Source organism: Myxococcales bacterium (assembly GCA_016706225.1).
Taxonomy (GTDB): Bacteria; Myxococcota_A; Polyangia; order Polyangiales; family Polyangiaceae; genus JADJKB01.
In genome coordinates this window covers 316,333-332,305 of sequence record JADJKB010000021.1, presented here as the reverse complement: position 1 = coordinate 332,305, position 15,973 = coordinate 316,333, and the positions used below count along the sequence as shown (strand labels likewise).

The 15,973-nt window shown below is 67.9% G+C and carries 14 protein-coding genes; 6 read left to right on the top strand and 8 right to left on the bottom strand.

Going from position 1 to position 15,973, the window contains the following annotated elements; genetic code table 11:
- Positions 1–137 precede the first annotated feature (137 nt).
- Genes IPI67_26240 through cysK form a run of 3 tightly spaced genes read left to right on the top strand, consistent with a single transcriptional unit; the run spans position 138 to position 4,867 of the window.
- The gene (locus IPI67_26240; protein ID MBK7583681.1) at positions 138–2,267 is read left to right on the top strand and encodes a hypothetical protein; all 2,130 of its coding nucleotides are present in this window, start codon (positions 138–140) and stop codon (positions 2,265–2,267) included.
- On the top strand, positions 2,267–3,832 hold the full coding sequence (locus IPI67_26235) for a hypothetical protein (GenBank protein ID MBK7583680.1): 1,566 nt from the start codon (positions 2,267–2,269) through the stop codon (positions 3,830–3,832). Before IPI67_26240 ends, IPI67_26235 begins: the two co-directional genes overlap by 1 nt.
- Before the next feature lie 42 nt (positions 3,833–3,874).
- Positions 3,875–4,867 (top strand): cysteine synthase A, encoded by a 993-nt coding sequence (gene cysK / locus IPI67_26230; protein MBK7583679.1) that lies wholly within the window; start codon positions 3,875–3,877, stop codon positions 4,865–4,867.
- Between the two features lie 26 nt (positions 4,868–4,893).
- Here cysK and IPI67_26225 read toward each other — a convergent pair whose 3' ends face one another.
- The gene (locus IPI67_26225; GenBank protein ID MBK7583678.1) at positions 4,894–5,844 is read right to left on the bottom strand and encodes a hypothetical protein; all 951 of its coding nucleotides are present in this window, start codon (positions 5,842–5,844) and stop codon (positions 4,894–4,896) included.
- Positions 5,845–5,978: 134 nt separating this feature from the next.
- On the bottom strand, positions 5,979–6,587 hold the full coding sequence (locus IPI67_26220; protein ID MBK7583677.1) for a hypothetical protein: 609 nt from the start codon (positions 6,585–6,587) through the stop codon (positions 5,979–5,981).
- 91 nt (positions 6,588–6,678) lie between these two features.
- Between IPI67_26220 and IPI67_26215 the strand changes: the two genes are divergently transcribed.
- Positions 6,679–7,545 (top strand): hypothetical protein, encoded by an 867-nt coding sequence (locus tag IPI67_26215; GenBank protein MBK7583676.1) that lies wholly within the window; start codon positions 6,679–6,681, stop codon positions 7,543–7,545.
- Here IPI67_26215 and IPI67_26210 read toward each other — a convergent pair whose 3' ends face one another.
- Genes IPI67_26210 through IPI67_26200 form a run of 3 tightly spaced genes read right to left on the bottom strand, consistent with a single transcriptional unit; the run spans position 7,546 to position 9,988 of the window.
- Positions 7,546–8,289 (bottom strand): amidohydrolase family protein, encoded by a 744-nt coding sequence (locus tag IPI67_26210; protein ID MBK7583675.1) that lies wholly within the window; start codon positions 8,287–8,289, stop codon positions 7,546–7,548.
- Positions 8,225–9,106, bottom strand: coding sequence for an amidohydrolase family protein (locus tag IPI67_26205; GenBank protein ID MBK7583674.1), 882 nt, complete (start codon positions 9,104–9,106; stop codon positions 8,225–8,227). Before IPI67_26205 ends, IPI67_26210 begins: the two co-directional genes overlap by 65 nt.
- 45 nt (positions 9,107–9,151) lie before the next feature.
- The gene (locus IPI67_26200) at positions 9,152–9,988 is read right to left on the bottom strand and encodes an SGNH/GDSL hydrolase family protein (GenBank protein ID MBK7583673.1); all 837 of its coding nucleotides are present in this window, start codon (positions 9,986–9,988) and stop codon (positions 9,152–9,154) included.
- A gap of 77 nt (positions 9,989–10,065) precedes the next feature.
- Here IPI67_26200 and IPI67_26195 point away from each other — a divergent pair, with 77 nt between their 5' ends.
- A complete protein-coding gene (locus IPI67_26195; GenBank protein MBK7583672.1) occupies positions 10,066–10,788 on the top strand; it encodes a CDP-alcohol phosphatidyltransferase family protein in 723 nt (240 codons plus the stop codon).
- A 24-nt stretch (positions 10,789–10,812) separates the two neighbouring features.
- On the opposite strand, the gene IPI67_26190 is transcribed toward IPI67_26195, so the two are convergent.
- From IPI67_26190 to IPI67_26180, 3 genes are read right to left on the bottom strand one after another with little or no spacing between them, the layout of a single operon-like run.
- Positions 10,813–12,387, bottom strand: a complete 1,575-nt coding sequence (locus IPI67_26190; protein MBK7583671.1) for a hypothetical protein — start codon at positions 12,385–12,387, stop codon at positions 10,813–10,815.
- Positions 12,335–13,813 carry a DUF4178 domain-containing protein gene (locus IPI67_26185; GenBank protein ID MBK7583670.1) on the bottom strand — a complete coding sequence of 493 codons (1,479 nt, stop codon included), beginning with the start codon at positions 13,811–13,813 and terminating at the stop codon, positions 12,335–12,337. The genes IPI67_26190 and IPI67_26185 overlap by 53 nt, the downstream gene beginning before the upstream one ends.
- Positions 13,814–13,866: 53 nt before the next feature.
- Complete coding sequence (locus tag IPI67_26180; protein ID MBK7583669.1) at positions 13,867–14,838, bottom strand: hypothetical protein; 972 nt, start codon at positions 14,836–14,838, stop codon at positions 13,867–13,869.
- Positions 14,839–15,038: 200 nt separating this feature from the next.
- Between IPI67_26180 and IPI67_26175 the strand changes: the two genes are divergently transcribed.
- A complete protein-coding gene (locus IPI67_26175; protein ID MBK7583668.1) occupies positions 15,039–15,902 on the top strand; it encodes a fibro-slime domain-containing protein in 864 nt (287 codons plus the stop codon).
- Positions 15,903–15,973 lie beyond the last annotated feature (71 nt).

Sequence of the window (15,973 nt, the reverse complement as noted above, 5' to 3'; positions counted from 1 at the left end):
GCTTGGTCGCTCGGGCCATGCCCGTGTGAGTGCGGCTTTTTTGACAGATTGTGCCGCGTCGCTTAATGCCCTCGAGGTTGGGTAAGACTCTCGAGCTGGACCGATTGCTCCCAGGGTGCGGAGCGGGGGACGCGTAGGTGGTCCCGTTCCTCGGGGCGTTCCCGCTGATCGCGCTGGCGCTGGCGTTCACCTACGCAAGCATCGTTGCCATCGCTTCGGCGCTCTCGTTCGGGCTGTCGAACGCTTTCGGTGGTGGCAACGTCACGGGCGCGCTGGGTACGGTGCTCCTGTCCGTTCTCGGGATCCTCGGTGTCGAGCTGCTGCTCCGAGCTCGCGATGCTCGTCGGGATCCGCGCTGGGCCGGCGACCTTCGAACCCTGTCGCTGAGCCGCACGGTCTCGCCGGATCGGATCGGCATGGAGGCGCAGACCCTCTCGCGGGTGGTCGCGCTGGGAGTGTCAGTGCCCGAGACCCTCGTTTTGACCTCGGAGCTCACCGAGGCCTGGCTCAAGGAGAGCCGCGCCGCGCGGCGTGACGCTGACCCGCAGAGCTCGCTCCCCGCCGGTGCGCTCGGCTCGATCCAGGCGTTCTTGCACAGCTCCGCCGGTGGGCGGCTCCAGGTGCGGCCGTCGTTCCGCGGGGTCGATCCCGCTGCGACGTATCCCGGCGTGTTCATCACCGAGTCCGACGTCGATCCGAGTGACACTCGCAAGCTCCTCTCAGCGATACAGCGGGTCGCCGAGTCCGGTGACGGCCCGGCGGCCCTGGACTACCGGCGACGCATGCGTCAGGTCGCGACCTTGGCGCGGTCGGTGGTGCTGCAACGTCAGATCGATGCTGACGTCTCGGGTGTCGTGCAGTCGCGCGGCATCGATGGGCGAGCGGACTCGGTCTTGATCGATTTCGCTAAACGTCGCGCGCCGACCATGACCGTCAGCTTCGATCTGATCGACGGGACCGTGCTGGCCATCGCCCCTCACACTGCCCTCGACAGCACCCCCAGCTGGATGAATCGACTCGCCGCGCTGGCCGTGGCTCTCGATCGCGAGCTCGGGGGTACGGTGCTGGTCCACTTCGCGGTCGAGCGCGGGCAACTCTGGGTGCAGTCTGTGCGGCGTGTGCAGACCGAGACACCCAAGACCTGGGTGAGCAGCGGCGGCCCGCTCGAGGCGCTGTTCCCCCGCTTGCCGCGCTTCGTGTGCGAGACCTTCGGTGATGCGAGCGTGCTCACCGAGGGCGCCAACGAGGCTCTCGGTGGTCTCACGACCGTCGCGCCGGACGAGGTGCGTTTCGAAGAGGGTGTGCGTTACCTGGACATGGAGGTGCTGCGCCGAGCGCTCGGCAGGCTCGCCGTCGAGGTCCTGTTTTCCGAGCCCATCTGGCGCCTGTTCGCCCTCGCTCGGCCCGTGCCACGCCGCCCTTTCGCCAAACCACCCGAGGTGGGGCAGGAGGTTGGGACGAGTTTTCGCCGGCTCGAGGCGTGGCGCGCGCGCGTGCTCTTGCCGCTGTCGAAGGAGCACGTCGCGCTGGGGCTGCGTCGTTGGTTGATCGAGTCGGTGGTGGGAATGTTGTCGGACGGTGCAACGGGGGAGCCGGTGCCCGGTGTCCACAAACGGCTCAAACCGCTGCTCGGCCGCCGCGCCGCGAGTTGCTCCGGCGAGTCGGAACGCGCGCGCCGACACCTGGAAGAGAGCGAGAAGAGCGTGCGCGACTTCGTTGCGCAGGTCGTGGCTCGCGGTGCGACGGACTGGAGTGGTGTCTTCGTTGGTGACCGACATCTCTATGCCGGGCGCGACGAGATGAAACTCTGGATCAGCTCACCGGCCGAGCGCGAGGCCTTTGCTGCCGCCTGGGACGAGGAGAAGCTCGGGTTCGAGGCGCGCCACTTGATGGAGACCCCGGAGCGCATCGTCGAGCCGGCGCCGCCCGATTCGATGCTGTCCATGGCGGACTCGGCGCTGGCCGTGGTCGGCCTCACCCCCGGAGTCGCTCGTGGGCAGGCAGCCGCGCCGGCAGACGCTCGTCAACAGATCCCGCCCGGGTCCATCGTGGTCTTGCCCGACGGACGGCCGGAGTTCGCCTGGCACGTGCTGTCCGCGAGCGGTGTAATCCTCACCGGCGGTGGCGCACTCTCCCCCATGGCGCAGCTGGCACGTGAGCTTGGCATACCCAGCGTCATCACCGTGCAGCGCTTGCCGGTCACGAGCCTCCCCCTCGGGCAGTCGGTGCAACTCGACGGCACGCAGGGCTCGGTGGAGGTGCGCTGATGTCGGGCTGGCTCGTTGCCATAGCGGTCGTCGTCGCGTCCCTGGGGACGGTGGTGGCGCTGGCTCTCGTTCGCAAGATCGCCGACCGCTTTGGCAGCGACGACCCCTCGTTGGTACGCGCGGTGCTCTGGTTCCTGGCCGCGGTTGCGGGTGTGATCGGTATTTCGTTTCTGGGCAACGTCTGGCTGGCGGGGGCCGTTGTCGTCGTTCTCAGTGTGTGGTCCTTGGTGGGCGCTGCTCTGGACGCCCGCGGAGCGCCAGCGCGGCAGCGCGCCGCCATGCTGCAGCTCTACGCCGTCCTGTTCGGCGCCTCCTATGCGCACGCGAGCTCCCGCGGCATGCTCACCGGACTCGGCGCGTCGACGTCGTTGAGCTTTGCGCTCCACGACCAGCTCGGGCAGTTCGCGCTGCCCCTGGCGGAGAAGTTGACCGTGTTCTCGACGCGAGCCGATCCAACGTTTGCGATCGCGCTCGTCGCCCAGGGTCTGGGGCGGCACTTCGTGTTGGTGCTGGCGCTCTCGACCTTTGCTTTTGCTTCCTACGCCGCGGCTTACTTTTCGACGCGTCCACTGGCTCTCCCGGGCGTCGAGCTGCTGCCCTTTCCCCGAGTCGCGACGCTGGTGTTCGTTGGGGTCGTCGGTGTGCACGCATTTCTACCGCCGACGCGAATGCCGGGCCTCGTGCTGGGGCTCGTGACCATCAGCCTCACGCCCTTGTTCGTCGCTGACGGAGGCGCCCTCATTCACCGTTGGTTGTCGCGCTTCCGTACGCGAGGGCTGATCCTGGTGTTCTGCCTGGGTGCCAGTCTGCTCTTGCCGGCGCTGCTGGTGCTGTTTGCGGTGTTCGGCGTGCTAGCGCAGCTGCTGGGCCTGCGCGAGCTGTTACCCTTCGCCGCGCTCGATGAAATGCCGCTGAAGCGTCCGCGGCTCTCGTCACTGCTCGTGAGCCTGACTGTTGCGGCGCTGATCATGGGCGCGACGACGCTCTTGGCCCAGCGGTCGCTCTCGCGAGCTTCGCCTCGGCTTGGAGTTGGTACCCATGTGTGTGGGGCGACGGAGGCCGTCGTCGACTGGAAAGCGCGGAGTGTGTCCTTCGAGGTGGCGGGCGCTCGCTTCAGCATGGATCTGGACGAGACGCCGCTCTCGAGAGCACCCCGGCGTGCGACGGATCCCGCGCAGGTGTGCGAAGTGAGCGGCAAACGTCTGTGCACGTCGGACGAGTGGTACCTGGCGTGTGCCTGCACCTATCCGCTGGAGGTCGAGACGGGCACAAAACGCTCGACCCTCTACGCTCTCGTTGCGCGGGCCGAGCGAGAACGCTTGGCGCCGGCCCTCGGACGCGAGGAGCCAAGTGTGGCCGCGGACAAACGCAGCGAGCTTCGTTCGCTGATCACCGGCAGGAGCGAAATTGTTGCAGGCGGCAACAGCTCGTCAATCCTCCTGGCCGGCCCCAACGACCTGACGCGCGACCCCTGGACGGTCGATTGCCGGTACCGCGCGCGGGTTACGCCCCAAGCGCTCGAGCAACCCATGACGGATGTCGCTGCCGTGCGCTGCTGCCGCTGAGCGGAGCTGCCGGCGCGGGCTGCGTCTGGTACCGTTCGCTGCATGGCGCGTCATCCTGGGGTCTTTGCCGACAACTCGCAGAGCATTGGTCGCACGCCGCTGGTGCGCGTTGGTCGCATCACCGCCGGCGCAAAGGCGATCGTGCTCGCCAAGATCGAGGGACGAAATCCCGCCTACTCGGTCAAGTGTCGCATCGGCGCGGCGATGGTGTGGGACGCGGAGAAGAAAGGCCTCCTCGTTCCGGGTAAGGCCATCATCGAGGCAACCAGCGGCAACACCGGAATTGCGCTGGCGTTCGCAGCGGCCTCGCGCGGCATCGAGTGTGTGCTCACCATGCCGGAGACGATGAGCATGGAGCGGCGGAAGGTGCTGGTGGCGCTGGGCGCCAAGCTCGTTCTCACGCCGGGTGCTCAGGGCATGAAAGGCGCGATCAGTCACGCCGAGGAGCTCTTGCAGTCGGAGCCGGAGCGTTACGTTGCCGTTCGGCAGTTCGAGAACCCGGCCAACCCGGCGATCCACGAGACCACGACCGGGCCGGAGATCTGGCAGGACACCGATGGGGATGTCGACGTGCTCGTCGCCGGCGTCGGCACCGGTGGCACGTTGACGGGCGTGAGTCGCTACTTCGAGAAGGTGAAAGGCAAGGCGCTCCACTCGGTGGCGGTAGAGCCTGCGGCCTCTCCCGTCATCACCCAGACCCTCGCAGGCGTTGCTCCCGCGCCGGGGCCGCACAAGATCCAGGGCATTGGCGCAGGTTTCGTACCCAAGAACCACGATCTCTCCCTGGTCGATCAGGTCGAGCAGGTCACGAACGAGGAGGCCATCGAGATGGCGCGGCGCCTGGCCAAGGAAGAGGGGATCTTGGCGGGGATCTCGTGCGGGGCCGCCATGACGGCGGCGCTGCGGGTGGCCAACGACCCGCGCTTCGCCGACAAGACCATCGTCGTCGTGCTGCCGGATTCCGGCGAGCGCTACCTGACGGGTGCGCTCTACGAGGGACTGTTCGACGAGGTCATGACGGCCAAGCCGGCCTGAGCCGCGCGCGGTATCCGCTGCGAACTTCAGTGCAAGAGCGCGGTCAGCATCAGCTGATAGCTGGTCGCGGCGTCGTCATAACTCGCGCCGTATCGGTCGTGGCTCGCGAGCACGGCCACGAAACGCCCCTCGACGCCGAGTGACCACTGTTTGCCGATCCAGAAGTCGTAGCCGCCGAAGAGGGAAGCTCCCGAGCCATCGGCCGAGCCTCCGTTCTCGTTCTGCAGGCCGATGTTTGCCGGACCGATCAGGAGCCCGACGTGTGCGCCGCCTTTTGGATCGGGGAACCAGTCGAGGAACAGGCCCACCGCGACGATGCCGAGCGACTGGTTCTGGATCGAACCACTGACACTCACGTTGGCGGTCGTGACCTCCACATCCGGCTCCGTCACGTCCTGGCCGACGAAGCCACCCCCGAGCACGAAGCCGCTGCCCAAGGTGCCGCCGATGAGCAGCTCGTACGCAGGCCCCAGGCCTGTATACGTGGCCTTGACGTCGTTGCTGTCGCCGGTGCTCTCCGCGACGACGCGGCCGTAGCCGAGTCCGAGGCCCATGCGCAGGTAGAAGCCGTCGTGCCGGTACTCGGTCTGGTCGGGTTTCTTGGGCGCGGGTGGCGGCGGAGCCGCGGGGGCGTAGCCGGGCGCGTATCCGTACGCGCCGGGCGGGGGGTAGTAGTAGCCAGGAGGCGGCGTGGGATAGGTGTAGCCGGCGGGCGGCGGGTAATAGTAGCCAGGCGGCGGCGCGCCCGACGGCCTTGGCGCGCCGGGGGGCGGTGGAGGCGCGGGGCCAGGGGCTGTTGCGGTGGGCGGTGGCGCGGGGGCAGGGGCCGGTGGAGGAGGTGGAGCAGGTGGTGTCGGGGCCTCCACTCCGCTAGCGCCGCCGGGTGGGGCCTCCGAAGGCGGCGGAGCCGCGCTCTGCGCGGAGGCCCGCGCGCTGAGCAGCCCGATGACCGCGCACCCCAAACACCGCCAGCGCATGCCGAGACGGTATCACGATGACCGCGGGATGCGAACCGCAACCACCTGCGATTCGGAGCGTGTCCCCGGACGCTGCGGTCAGTCGCGGTTGTTTGGCGGCAGCCGTGCACCGCCGACGTTGGCCATTTTCCGAGTCACTCCGGGCTGAGTGAGCAGCTCACCGGGCGGGCGACCATGGCAGCGCCTTCTTGTTGCCAGGCCTGGCCCGGCGACCAGCGCACCTTCACGTTGTCGACCTTGCCAATGAACTTCAGCTCGCAGTCGGAGACGAAGCGCGAAAGTTTCTTCTGATCGACGCCGGCCGAAGGCTCGCGGTGGAGGCGTAGCGCCATGTTGGGCTCGGACCAGAGACCCGCGATGAGCACGAGTTTGTTGTCGGGCCAGGTCCGGAAGGGCTGGACCAGGTTCGTGTTGTTGTCGTCGAGGGGCGCGCCCGGATCCTTGGGGTTGGCCTCGGTGTCACTCTTGTGCGAACAGCGCGCGCCGTCGAACACGTCCGGGTGAGAGCAACCCAGCTGATCGAAGTCCGCCGTGATGAGTGTCACCTTGGCCTTGCCAACGTTGCCGACCTGCCAGTTCGACGTGTCGGTCACGTCCTTCTCGGGCGGGGCGATCCAGTTCGCGATCGGCGAGAACGGCAGCACGATCATCGCGCCGAGCATTGCGGCCGCGATCAAGAAATGACCGCTCGCTACCGGGATGGGCTCTTCTCGCCGCCGTCGTCGGACCGTCGTCGTGGCCATGGGGGGCGTTTTCTAGCGTCAATTTCGGGCACCGTCCATCGGTCTTGGCCGTCGGCGTTTCGGACGGCGGATCCGCGCTATTCTGGCGGGCGTGAGCGCGCGGGCAGTCCCCAAAGAAACGCCTTCGGGGCGAGGATTTTGGCCTGCCCTGCGCGCCGGCTGGGATCGCCGGAGCCTCGTGGCGCTGGGCCTCCTCTTGAGCGTCGGCGGCGCCGTCGGTTATCGCTGGAGTGACCTCATCGACCCGAGCGGGGGCATGGACTGGTTGCTCACCGGCACCTGGGTGTGGATGGCGCTGATGCTCACGTGGAGTGTCTCCCTGCGGCGCGATCTCGTATTTCTCGCGGTCGGCTTCGTGGGTGGCGGTGTGATCGAGTGGTGGGGAACCAACACGCAGATCTGGACCTACTTCACCAGTGAGCGCCCGCCCCTGTGGATCTTGCCGGCGTGGCCTATCGCGACGCTCGCCATCGACCGGATGGCACGCATGCTCGACCGCGCGGTCGATGGGGCTCGCGGCGGCCGTGGCGTTTCGGCCTCGTGGTTCTGGATCGCGTACTGGGTGACACTACCGAGCTTCGTGGTGAGCATGATCGCCTTCTCGCGACACACCATCGACATCAGGGCGACCCAGGTCGTGATCGCTTTGATGCTGGGAGTGACCCTGGCGTGCCGGGATCCGCGCCGAGACTTCCTGCTGTTCTTGGCGGGCTCCTTGCTCGGGATCTTCCTCGAGTACTGGGGCACGAGTCGGCAGTGCTGGACCTACTACACGGGGCAGGTGCCGCCGCCGGTCGCGAGTGTGGCTCACGGTTTTGCTGCGGTCGCCTTCGCTCGCGGGGCCGACGCGCTCAATCGGGCCCTCGACGCGTTCTTCGAGCGCGCGCGCGCTCGTCATGCGGCCGCCGCCGTGGGCGCCGCCGCCGCCGCCGCGGGTGACGACGCGAGTTTTGGCTGATCAGCGCCGAAAGACCTCGAAGCCGTCCACCCAGGTGGCGGCGGGCTCGACGCGCCAGAGATCGGCGGGTGCCAGACTGAAGGGGTCCCGATCGACCACGCTCAGATCGGCACGCGCTCCGGGTGCAAGGCGCGGCTCGTCCTGGCCAACGGCGCGGGCCGGCCCACTCACGAAGGCGTCGAGGGCCTCGCTCAGATTGAGCCGTTGCTCGGGAAACCAGCCTCCTTCCGGGCCGCCCGGTCGAGCTTCCCGCGTGACCGCGGCGTGCAAGCCGAACCAGGGATTCTCGTGCTCGATGGGTGCATCCGAACCGAACGCCAGGAGGGCTCCACTCGTTTTCAGACGGCGCCAGGCGTAGGCCCCGGCGAGCCGCTCACGGCCGACGCGCGCCTCGACCCAACCCATGTCGCTGGTGGCGTGGGACGGCTGCATGCTCGCGACCACGCCGAGCTCGGCGAAGCGCGGAATGTCCTCCGCGGTCAGGAGCTGCGCGTGTTCGACGCGGTGGCGCCGGCTGTGATCCGAACCCTGCGCCCGTTGGATGGCATCGAGCGCGCGGCGGTTGGCGAGATCACCAATGGCGTGGATGGCGAGCTGCAGACCGGCGCGGTGAACCACGTCCGCTGCATGGTCCAGCTCCTCGGGCGTCATCAGCGCAAGTCCCGAGGTGTCCGCGCGATCACAGTAGGGGCACAGGAGCAGTGCGCCGTGGGAGCCGAGGGCGCCGTCCGCGAACAGCTTCACGCCCACCTCCTGGTAGCGTGCCCGCCGTACCGGTGAGCTCATGCGCTCCGAGAGCTCGTCCAGATTTGCATACAGGTGCCCGAATACGCGGATCGGCAGCTCCCCCGCGCGCTCGAGCTCTGCGAAGAGATCGGCCATCTCGGGGGTCACCCCCATGTCGTGCACACTCGTGAGCCCGACCGCCGCGCACGCGAGCAGGCCGCGGACCAGATCGCCTCGCAGCTCCGCGCGCAGCCTCGGGGATCCTCGCGGTCACGAGCCCCATCGCGCTGTCGAGCAAGATCCCGGTGGGTGCGCCGCGCTCGTTGCGCACGATGGAGCCGCCGGGCGGGTCCACGGTGTTTGCCCCGATGCCTGCCAGCTCGCGCGCCCGTCGGCTGACCCACAGCGCGTGTCCGTCGATGCGGGTGAGGGCAACTGCGCGACCCGGGGCGGCCTGTTCCAGGTGCTCTTCCGTCGGGTAATGCCCGCCGGGCCACAGGTTCTGGTCCCAGCCCCGACCCAGGAGCCAGGCATCGGCGCCCCGGGCTCGATGCTGCTGTTGAATTGCCGCCAGCGCCGCAGCGAGCGTTGGAAGGCGACCTAGATCGAGCTCGCGCGTTCGTCGGCCGATGCCCGCGACGTGTAGGTGCGCGTCCGAGAGCCCGGGCAGCACGACCGCGCCGGCGAGATCGACACGCTCGCCGGCGAGGCCGCGCGCGTCGTCCGCGATGTGGGTCACACGCCCGGCCTCGACGCGCAGGACGCTTGCGCGCGGCCGGCTCGGATCGAGCGTCACGACCCCTCCGTTGACGAGCACTCGAGCGCGGGTCGACATGCGAGCGTCAGCGCAGCATACACCGAGCACGCCGTCAGCGCGTGCTCAGCGACATTCGGAAAACACTGCCTCGAACAGCGCAGCGCCCAGCTTTTCGTGTCCGGCGGGGCCGAAGTGCAGGCCGTCGTGCATGGGCTTGGCAAACTCCGGGCATAAACGCTCGGCGTCGCCGCAAGAGAGCAGGCTGAACGCATCGATCACGTGGTCGACCTTTTTCGTGGCGAGCTGGGCGCTGATCCAAGCGTTCAACACCTTGGTCGAGCCGGCGCGCTTCGGGTTGTAATACTTGGTGAAGCCACCCCAGGGCGCGACGGTCAGCGCGACGATCTGCCATTTTCGCTCGTGCGCCGCCGCATAGATCGCCGAGAGATCGGCGCTGATCTTCTCCGGCGTGCGACCCGCCGTGAGATCACTGTAAAGATCGTTCACCCCACCGAAGACGATCAGGTGGGTGTAGTCGTGCCCGTTCGGGAGCACGTCGGCCTCGAAGCGGCGGCGGATCTGGTTGACCATGTCGCCGCCCTTGCCGAAGTTTTCGAAGCGGCTGTCCGGGCAGCGTTTCTGCAAGTACGCCAGGTACTTGCCGCCGGAGGAGCGGGCATCGGTCAGGGAATCGCCGAGGGCGGCGACCGCATAACGTTTGCGCTCTGGCGCTGCCTCTCCCGCTGATGCTGCGGGCGCGCTGCTCGCCTCGGTGGACGCCGCGGCCGGCGCGGCCGACGCTTCGGGTTGGGCCTCGGGCGCGGTGGAGCGCCCGGCTTCGGGGGAGGCGGCCGGGCCTGGTGTGGTCCCAGAGCAGCGCACGAAGACCGCAGCCAGCAGCACGATGGCCGCGGTTGCGAGCGCCGGGGCTGAGGGTCTCTCGATGGCGGGGGTGGGCATGCGGGGCTTCAGGCGTAGCACGCCCGATGGCCGCGCAATCTTCGCCCGGGCTGCCGAATTTCGCTATGACCTTGGGCGTGGGTGTCGTCGAGGTCTACCAGAAAACGCGCAAGCGTCCGGACCTGTTCTGGAACACCTACGTCGCGCGGCCGCCGGCGGCGGTCATTGTGTGGTCGCTGGAGAAGACTCGCGTCACGCCGGATCAGATCACACTCGGGGCCTTCGTGGTGGCCGCCGTGAGCGCGCTCGGCATCGTGTTCTTGCCGGGTTACGCAGGGCTGCTCGCCGCAGTCGTCGTGTTCGAGCTGTCCTACGTGCTCGACTGCGTCGACGGCATGCTGGCGCGTTACCGCGGAACGGCGTCAGCGACGGGGCACCTGCTCGACTTCTTGATGGACGAAATCAAGGCATTCATGGTGCTCGGTGCGGTCGCCGTGCGGTTGTATCTCGAGCGCCACGATACGACGTTCCTGCTGCTGGGCGTGGCCGGGTTGATCGCTCTCTCGACGGGCATTGCCATCACGACGTTTCAGCGCCGACCGGAGATCTCCGGCAAGCCGGCGGATGCAAAAGAGGGCAAGGCCGAGGGCAAACGCTCCCTCGTCGTCTCACTCCTGGCCATCCCGATGGGAGTCGCGAAATTCCTGGTGCACTACCCGTCGTACATCCTGTACGTCGCCATCGCTGGACGTATCGACTTCTACTTCTATGCGTATCTGGTCGTGAACGTGCTCTACGCGCTGAAGAGTCTGGCCTGGCTCGCTCTGCGTTTCGGTCGGTTCCGCTCGCGCGAAGCCTGAGTGCGCGAGGGTGCGCGGCTTCGTTCAGTGCGCGCGTTCGTGACCGAACTCCTCGACCACGGTCTGGTCGTGGAGCGTTGCGGGTCGACCCGCGTGGGGCGGGGTGAAGTCCTTCGGCTGGTAGGCGAGCTCGGCCACGGTCGTTCCCGACAACCAGCGCGCGGCGGGCTCGAAGTTGAGCCCGGCGGGGGGCTCGACGAATCCGAGCACAAAACCCCACTCGCCGAGCGAGGGCACGGCGGCGTGATACGGCCGCGGGTGCAAGTGCTCGGCGCGGAGGGTCGCGACGATCGAATCGAAGGTCACGGGCGACGAAAACGGGCTGGTTGCCTGCACGACGAAGAGGCCGCCGGGAGCCAGGCGCTCCTTCAGGCGACGGTAAAAAAAGCGGGTGAAGTTCTTGCCCTCGACCGGCGTCTCGGGGTCGGGAAGGTCGACGATGGCGAGATCAAAACGCTCGTTGCCCTCACTCAACCAGACGATGGGCTCGCGCTCGACGATGTGAATGCGGGCGTCGTCGAGCGAGTCGCGTGCCCGCGCCCTCAGCCAGCTCAGGCGGCGCGCCAGGTCGGGCAGCGAGCGGTCCACGACGACCACGGTCACGGACTCGACATCCGAGTGGCGGAGCACCTCGCGCTCGGCCAGTCCCGTCCCACCGCCGAAGATCAGGACCTTTGCGCGGCGCTTCGCCAAGCCCAGTGTGGGTTGCACCAAGGCCTCGAAGTAGCGTCTCTCGTCCAGAGTGGAAGCGGTGAGGCGACCGTCGACGAAGAGCTCGAACCCTTCCTGGCCCGAAGTGACCGCGTAGGCTGCGCGCTCGGTCTCGCGGAAGAACACGACCGGGTTCGCGTAGCGATGCAGTTCGGCGGTCGGCAACAGTCGCTCGCACGCCAAGAATCCGACCAGCCAGAGCAGACACACAGAGAGCGTGCTGACGCGGGCCAGGCGCGCCGAAGGCGAGGAGCGTCGCTCGAGAAAAAAACGCAGTGATGGGGTCCAGGCTCCGAGCGCGGCCAGCACCATGGCCAGCGCCAGCGCCGCGCGGAGCGGGCCAACCATCGACGCCGCGCCGGCGGCAACACCACACATCAGCGCCACGCCGAGCAGTCGGAAGGGGTTCGCCAAGCGCCAGGGAGCGTCGAGCTGCACCAGCGTGCGTCCGAGTGCGCGGATCGCGAGGGCCAGGCAGGCGCCGAGTGTCGCGCCGGTGGCGAGTGCGTTGCCGTGTGCGAGCGCCGCGAGCGGCTCCCCACGACCGAAGGCGATGAAGGCGAGGGGCGCGGAGAGCGCGACGCTGAAAGAAGCGAGGCTGAACGCCCACGGCAAGCTCGCGAACGGATCCCCCGCGCGGCTGCGACCCGCGAGCATGCCAAAGGCCATCGCGCCCAGCCCGGTCACGCCGATCAGGAGTCGATCGTGTGCCGCGCTAACCGGCACGTAGAGTGCCGGCTGCACCGCGAACACTTCGTGCGCCGCGCCGGCCAGGGCTGCAAGTCCCAGCACCGCGAAGTAGAACGGCGGCGCGGCGACGTCCGTCGCCGGTCGTTCACTTGCCGCCGGAGTAGACGCCGGACCCGCCTCGGTAGCCACTGCTGCCACTGCTACTTCCGCTTCCATCGCCCAGACACGAACCGCAGGCGCCCAGCATGCAGATCAACAGGATCAAGACGACCACGATCAGAATGACGGTCGTCGATGCACAACCACCGCTCGAGCCGCCGCCGCCAGATGCTGTCGAGAAACCCTGGCCTCCTGCGCCGTCCACCGGCAAACCGAAGGCGTTGGCGATCACCGCCCAGGGCATTGCCGCCGAGTAACTCCAGTTGGCCTCGCCGCCGCCCGCTTCGCGCGAGAGCACGTCGCTGCCGCTCACGAAGTCGGTGACCTGGGTCTCTTCGCCGAGCTCGCACTTCCAGTAGACCTCACCGAGCACGTAGTCGACCCGGGCGACGTTCTGGTTGCGGCGAGAGAAGCTACGGCCGCCCCAGCCGACCTGGCTCGGCATACCGTTCAAGTCGAGCTCCGCCAGGTTCACCGCTGTGACCCAGCTCCACCCGCTCTCCGGATCCTTGACCAACCAGCGGAAACCGACGGGCTGCGACCAGAGCAGGAACTCTTCCCAGGTGTAACGGTCGCCCTCGAAATCACTCGAGCGCCGCATGTACGCGATACAAACGTACTCGGCGCCGTCCAGCGTGCCGCGCGAACCGATGGGGATCGGCGGTAGCTGCATCGCGCGCTCTTGCTGCGCGACGACCTGCTGCAGTGCGATGTCGCTGACCGCGCCGCAGTACGGGCAACCGACGCGTTCGGCTCGCTCGCCGGACAGCTTGGGGATGTCGCCCCCACACTGAGGGCATTTGATCTGCGCGGACTTGACCTTCTGCGCGCTGCGCTGACCCAGCTGGGTGACGACCATCTGGGGTTCGTCGAACACCCAGCCGGTGAACACCTCGTACGAGCCGCGGTTGTCGTGGTAGTCGAGGGTCGCGAAGGCGTTGTTCACGCCGTAACAGTCGGCGTAGTGCCGAACGAAGCCCCGGGGGATGGCCGCGGGCAGCTCACCCTCGGCGCTGACGACGGTCCCGGTCTTGATCTCGGCGATGCGGAAGTTGCCGGCCGCGCCGAGCGGGACGTCCATCTCGACGAACAGCGCGGTGTACGGGGGGATGGCCAGACCGGGGGTCTGGTTGGTCACGTACCACCTGCCCTGGGCGTACGCGAGCCAGCCCCAGGACTGCCCGTAGTCGAAGGTGACGTAGTACTCGTCCCAGGGACCCTTGCCGTGGTCGAGCTGCACGCGACCGAGCACCTCGAAGGGGCGCCCCGAGAGGGTGCCCTGATCTCCGACGGCGATCAGCGACGGTGTGTTGGCGATGTCGGCGACCTTGCCGAGATTCTCCAGGCCGCGGTCGGAGCGCACGATGGTCGCGCGGCAGAACTCACAGACCTTGGCGATGGACGAGCCGACGCCGAACTCGATCGAAGCCCCACAACTCGGGCAGCTCCCCTGCGCAACGGCCATCTAAATGCTCGGCGGACTCTAACAGGGAAGTTTGCGAGGTGTCACCCCGCTAGTCACTCGGTCTCGGCCCGAGCGTCGCGGAGCGCCTCGTCGACCAGGGAAGCGAGCTCGTGGCTGGCCCGGTCTTTCTTTTTCGGCTTCTTCGCCGGCTTCGCGCTCGCGAGCAGCGTCTCCAGGTCACCGAGGGTCAGGTCCTCCTCGCGCTTCTTCTTGCCGAGGAACCCGAAGAGCGGGCGCTCGGTCGTCAGCTGGAGCTCTCCTTCCAGCAGGCGCGCCGGCTCCTCACGGAGCCAACGAGCGAGGGAGCTGTTCTTCTCGAGCAGGGCCCGGGCTTCGTCGAAGGCCTCTTTCTGGGTTGGCGGCAGCTCTTTGGCGAGCGCGCGGGCGGAGTGCTCGCCTCGCATCACGAACAGTGTGCAGGCGACGCCGAGCTCCGCCGGACCGAGTGCCGTGAGCTTGGCGACGCTCGGACCCCCGCAGCTCTTTTGATAGATGTGGGAGCCCTCCAGCATCAGCTCGCCGAAACCGAGGGCCACGCTGGCCAGATCCACACTCAGCTCGACGGGCTCCTCGATTGGCGCCTCATCGCTCTGGGTTTCGACCAGGAACACGTAGCCCAGGGCGCGCGCGACCGTGCACGTCAACGCAACCGGATGCCGCAGCTCCGCTTCCTGAAGCTGCAGGCGCCACGTCTCTCCGTCATCGACCAGGCGTGTGGGTGACTCGGTGTTGGTCTGCGGTGCAGCGCAGGCGCCGCTGCCGCAGCCGCCTCCGCCGTGTTCGTGCTCTTTGCCCTCGGCGTCGACCAGCACGGGAAGGATGGGGATGTCGCTCATGCCGGCGTGCTCTTGCATGCGACGCGTCAGGCGTTTGAGCGACTTCAGATCACCTTTGAATGCGTCGGGGAAGAACTTCTCGGTGGGCAGCACCAGCGGGCGCTCACCGAGCTCGGGCCCCAGTCGCTCGATCAGGCGCGCATAGCGCTGGATGATGGCCCGGACAACGGGCTCGGGTAGCGGCTCCATGCTGCTATCGTGACAGAGCCTCGCGCGTGCGCACACTCGGAAAGAGCCGGAGCGCGCCGGGCGGGACTCGAGCGCGGCATTCTGGGGGAGTTGGACCGCGGGGCGTTCGAGAAGTGACCGCTCCAGGCGCCCCCGCCGCCTTCGGGCCCAGAGTTGTCGCCCCCCCCCCGGCTGGCTCCAATCGTGCATTACTCGTGCGCATGAGCCATGCGAGCCCGCGATCGTGGTCGTGGAACGACGTCGCTGTGCGGGTACGGCCCGCCTGCCGTGTCCTCAGCGTCACACTCGGGCTCCTGCTGGCGGCCTGCGGCTCCAAGAGCGGTCTGCCCACCGCGAACCCGGACGCATGCGCTGACGCGGGCAGCGCACGCGCGTGTTTCTCGGTGTGCGGACAGGGCGTCGAGACCTGCGTGGCCGGGTCCTGGCAAGGCTGCTCCGCGCCGCGCCCCAAACAGCCGAAGCTCGCTGGCGTCGTGCGCGACTTCCACGCTTCGCATCCCGACATGGAGAGTGCGATCGGTGATGACCCGGGCATGGTCCTCGCCCTGCTCGGTGACGACGACAAACCCGTCTACGCTGGCACCCCGACGACGAGCACGACCCACGGCAAGGCCGCGTTCGACGAGTGGTATCGAGACGTGCCCGGCGTGAACCTGTCGTCGAGCTTCACGCTGCCGCTCTCCAAGTCCGGGCCGAACGAGCTCGCCTACAGTGACGGAACCTTCTTCCCCATCGATGGCCAGCTCTTCGGCAACGAAGGCAATCCACACAATTTTCATTTCACGTTCGAGGTGAGGAGCCAGTTTCGCTACCAGGGCGGAGAGGTGTTCACCTTCACCGGGGACGATGATCTCTGGGTGTTCATCAACCGTCGCCTCGCGATCGACCTGGGCGGAGTCCATGGCTCTCAGAGCAAGACCGTCGTGCTGGATCAGAGCGCAGCCGAGCTGGGGCTCGACGCGGGCAACGTCTATCCATTCCACCTGTTTTTTGCCGAGCGCCACACCTCGGCCTCGAGCTTCCGGCTGGAGACCACGATCGACGAGTTCGATCTGTGTGAGTGAACGCGAGCGGGCCATCGGCGTCGCCCGCGCGCAGGTCTCGCGACCTCAGCCCACGACGGATTGCCCGCCCG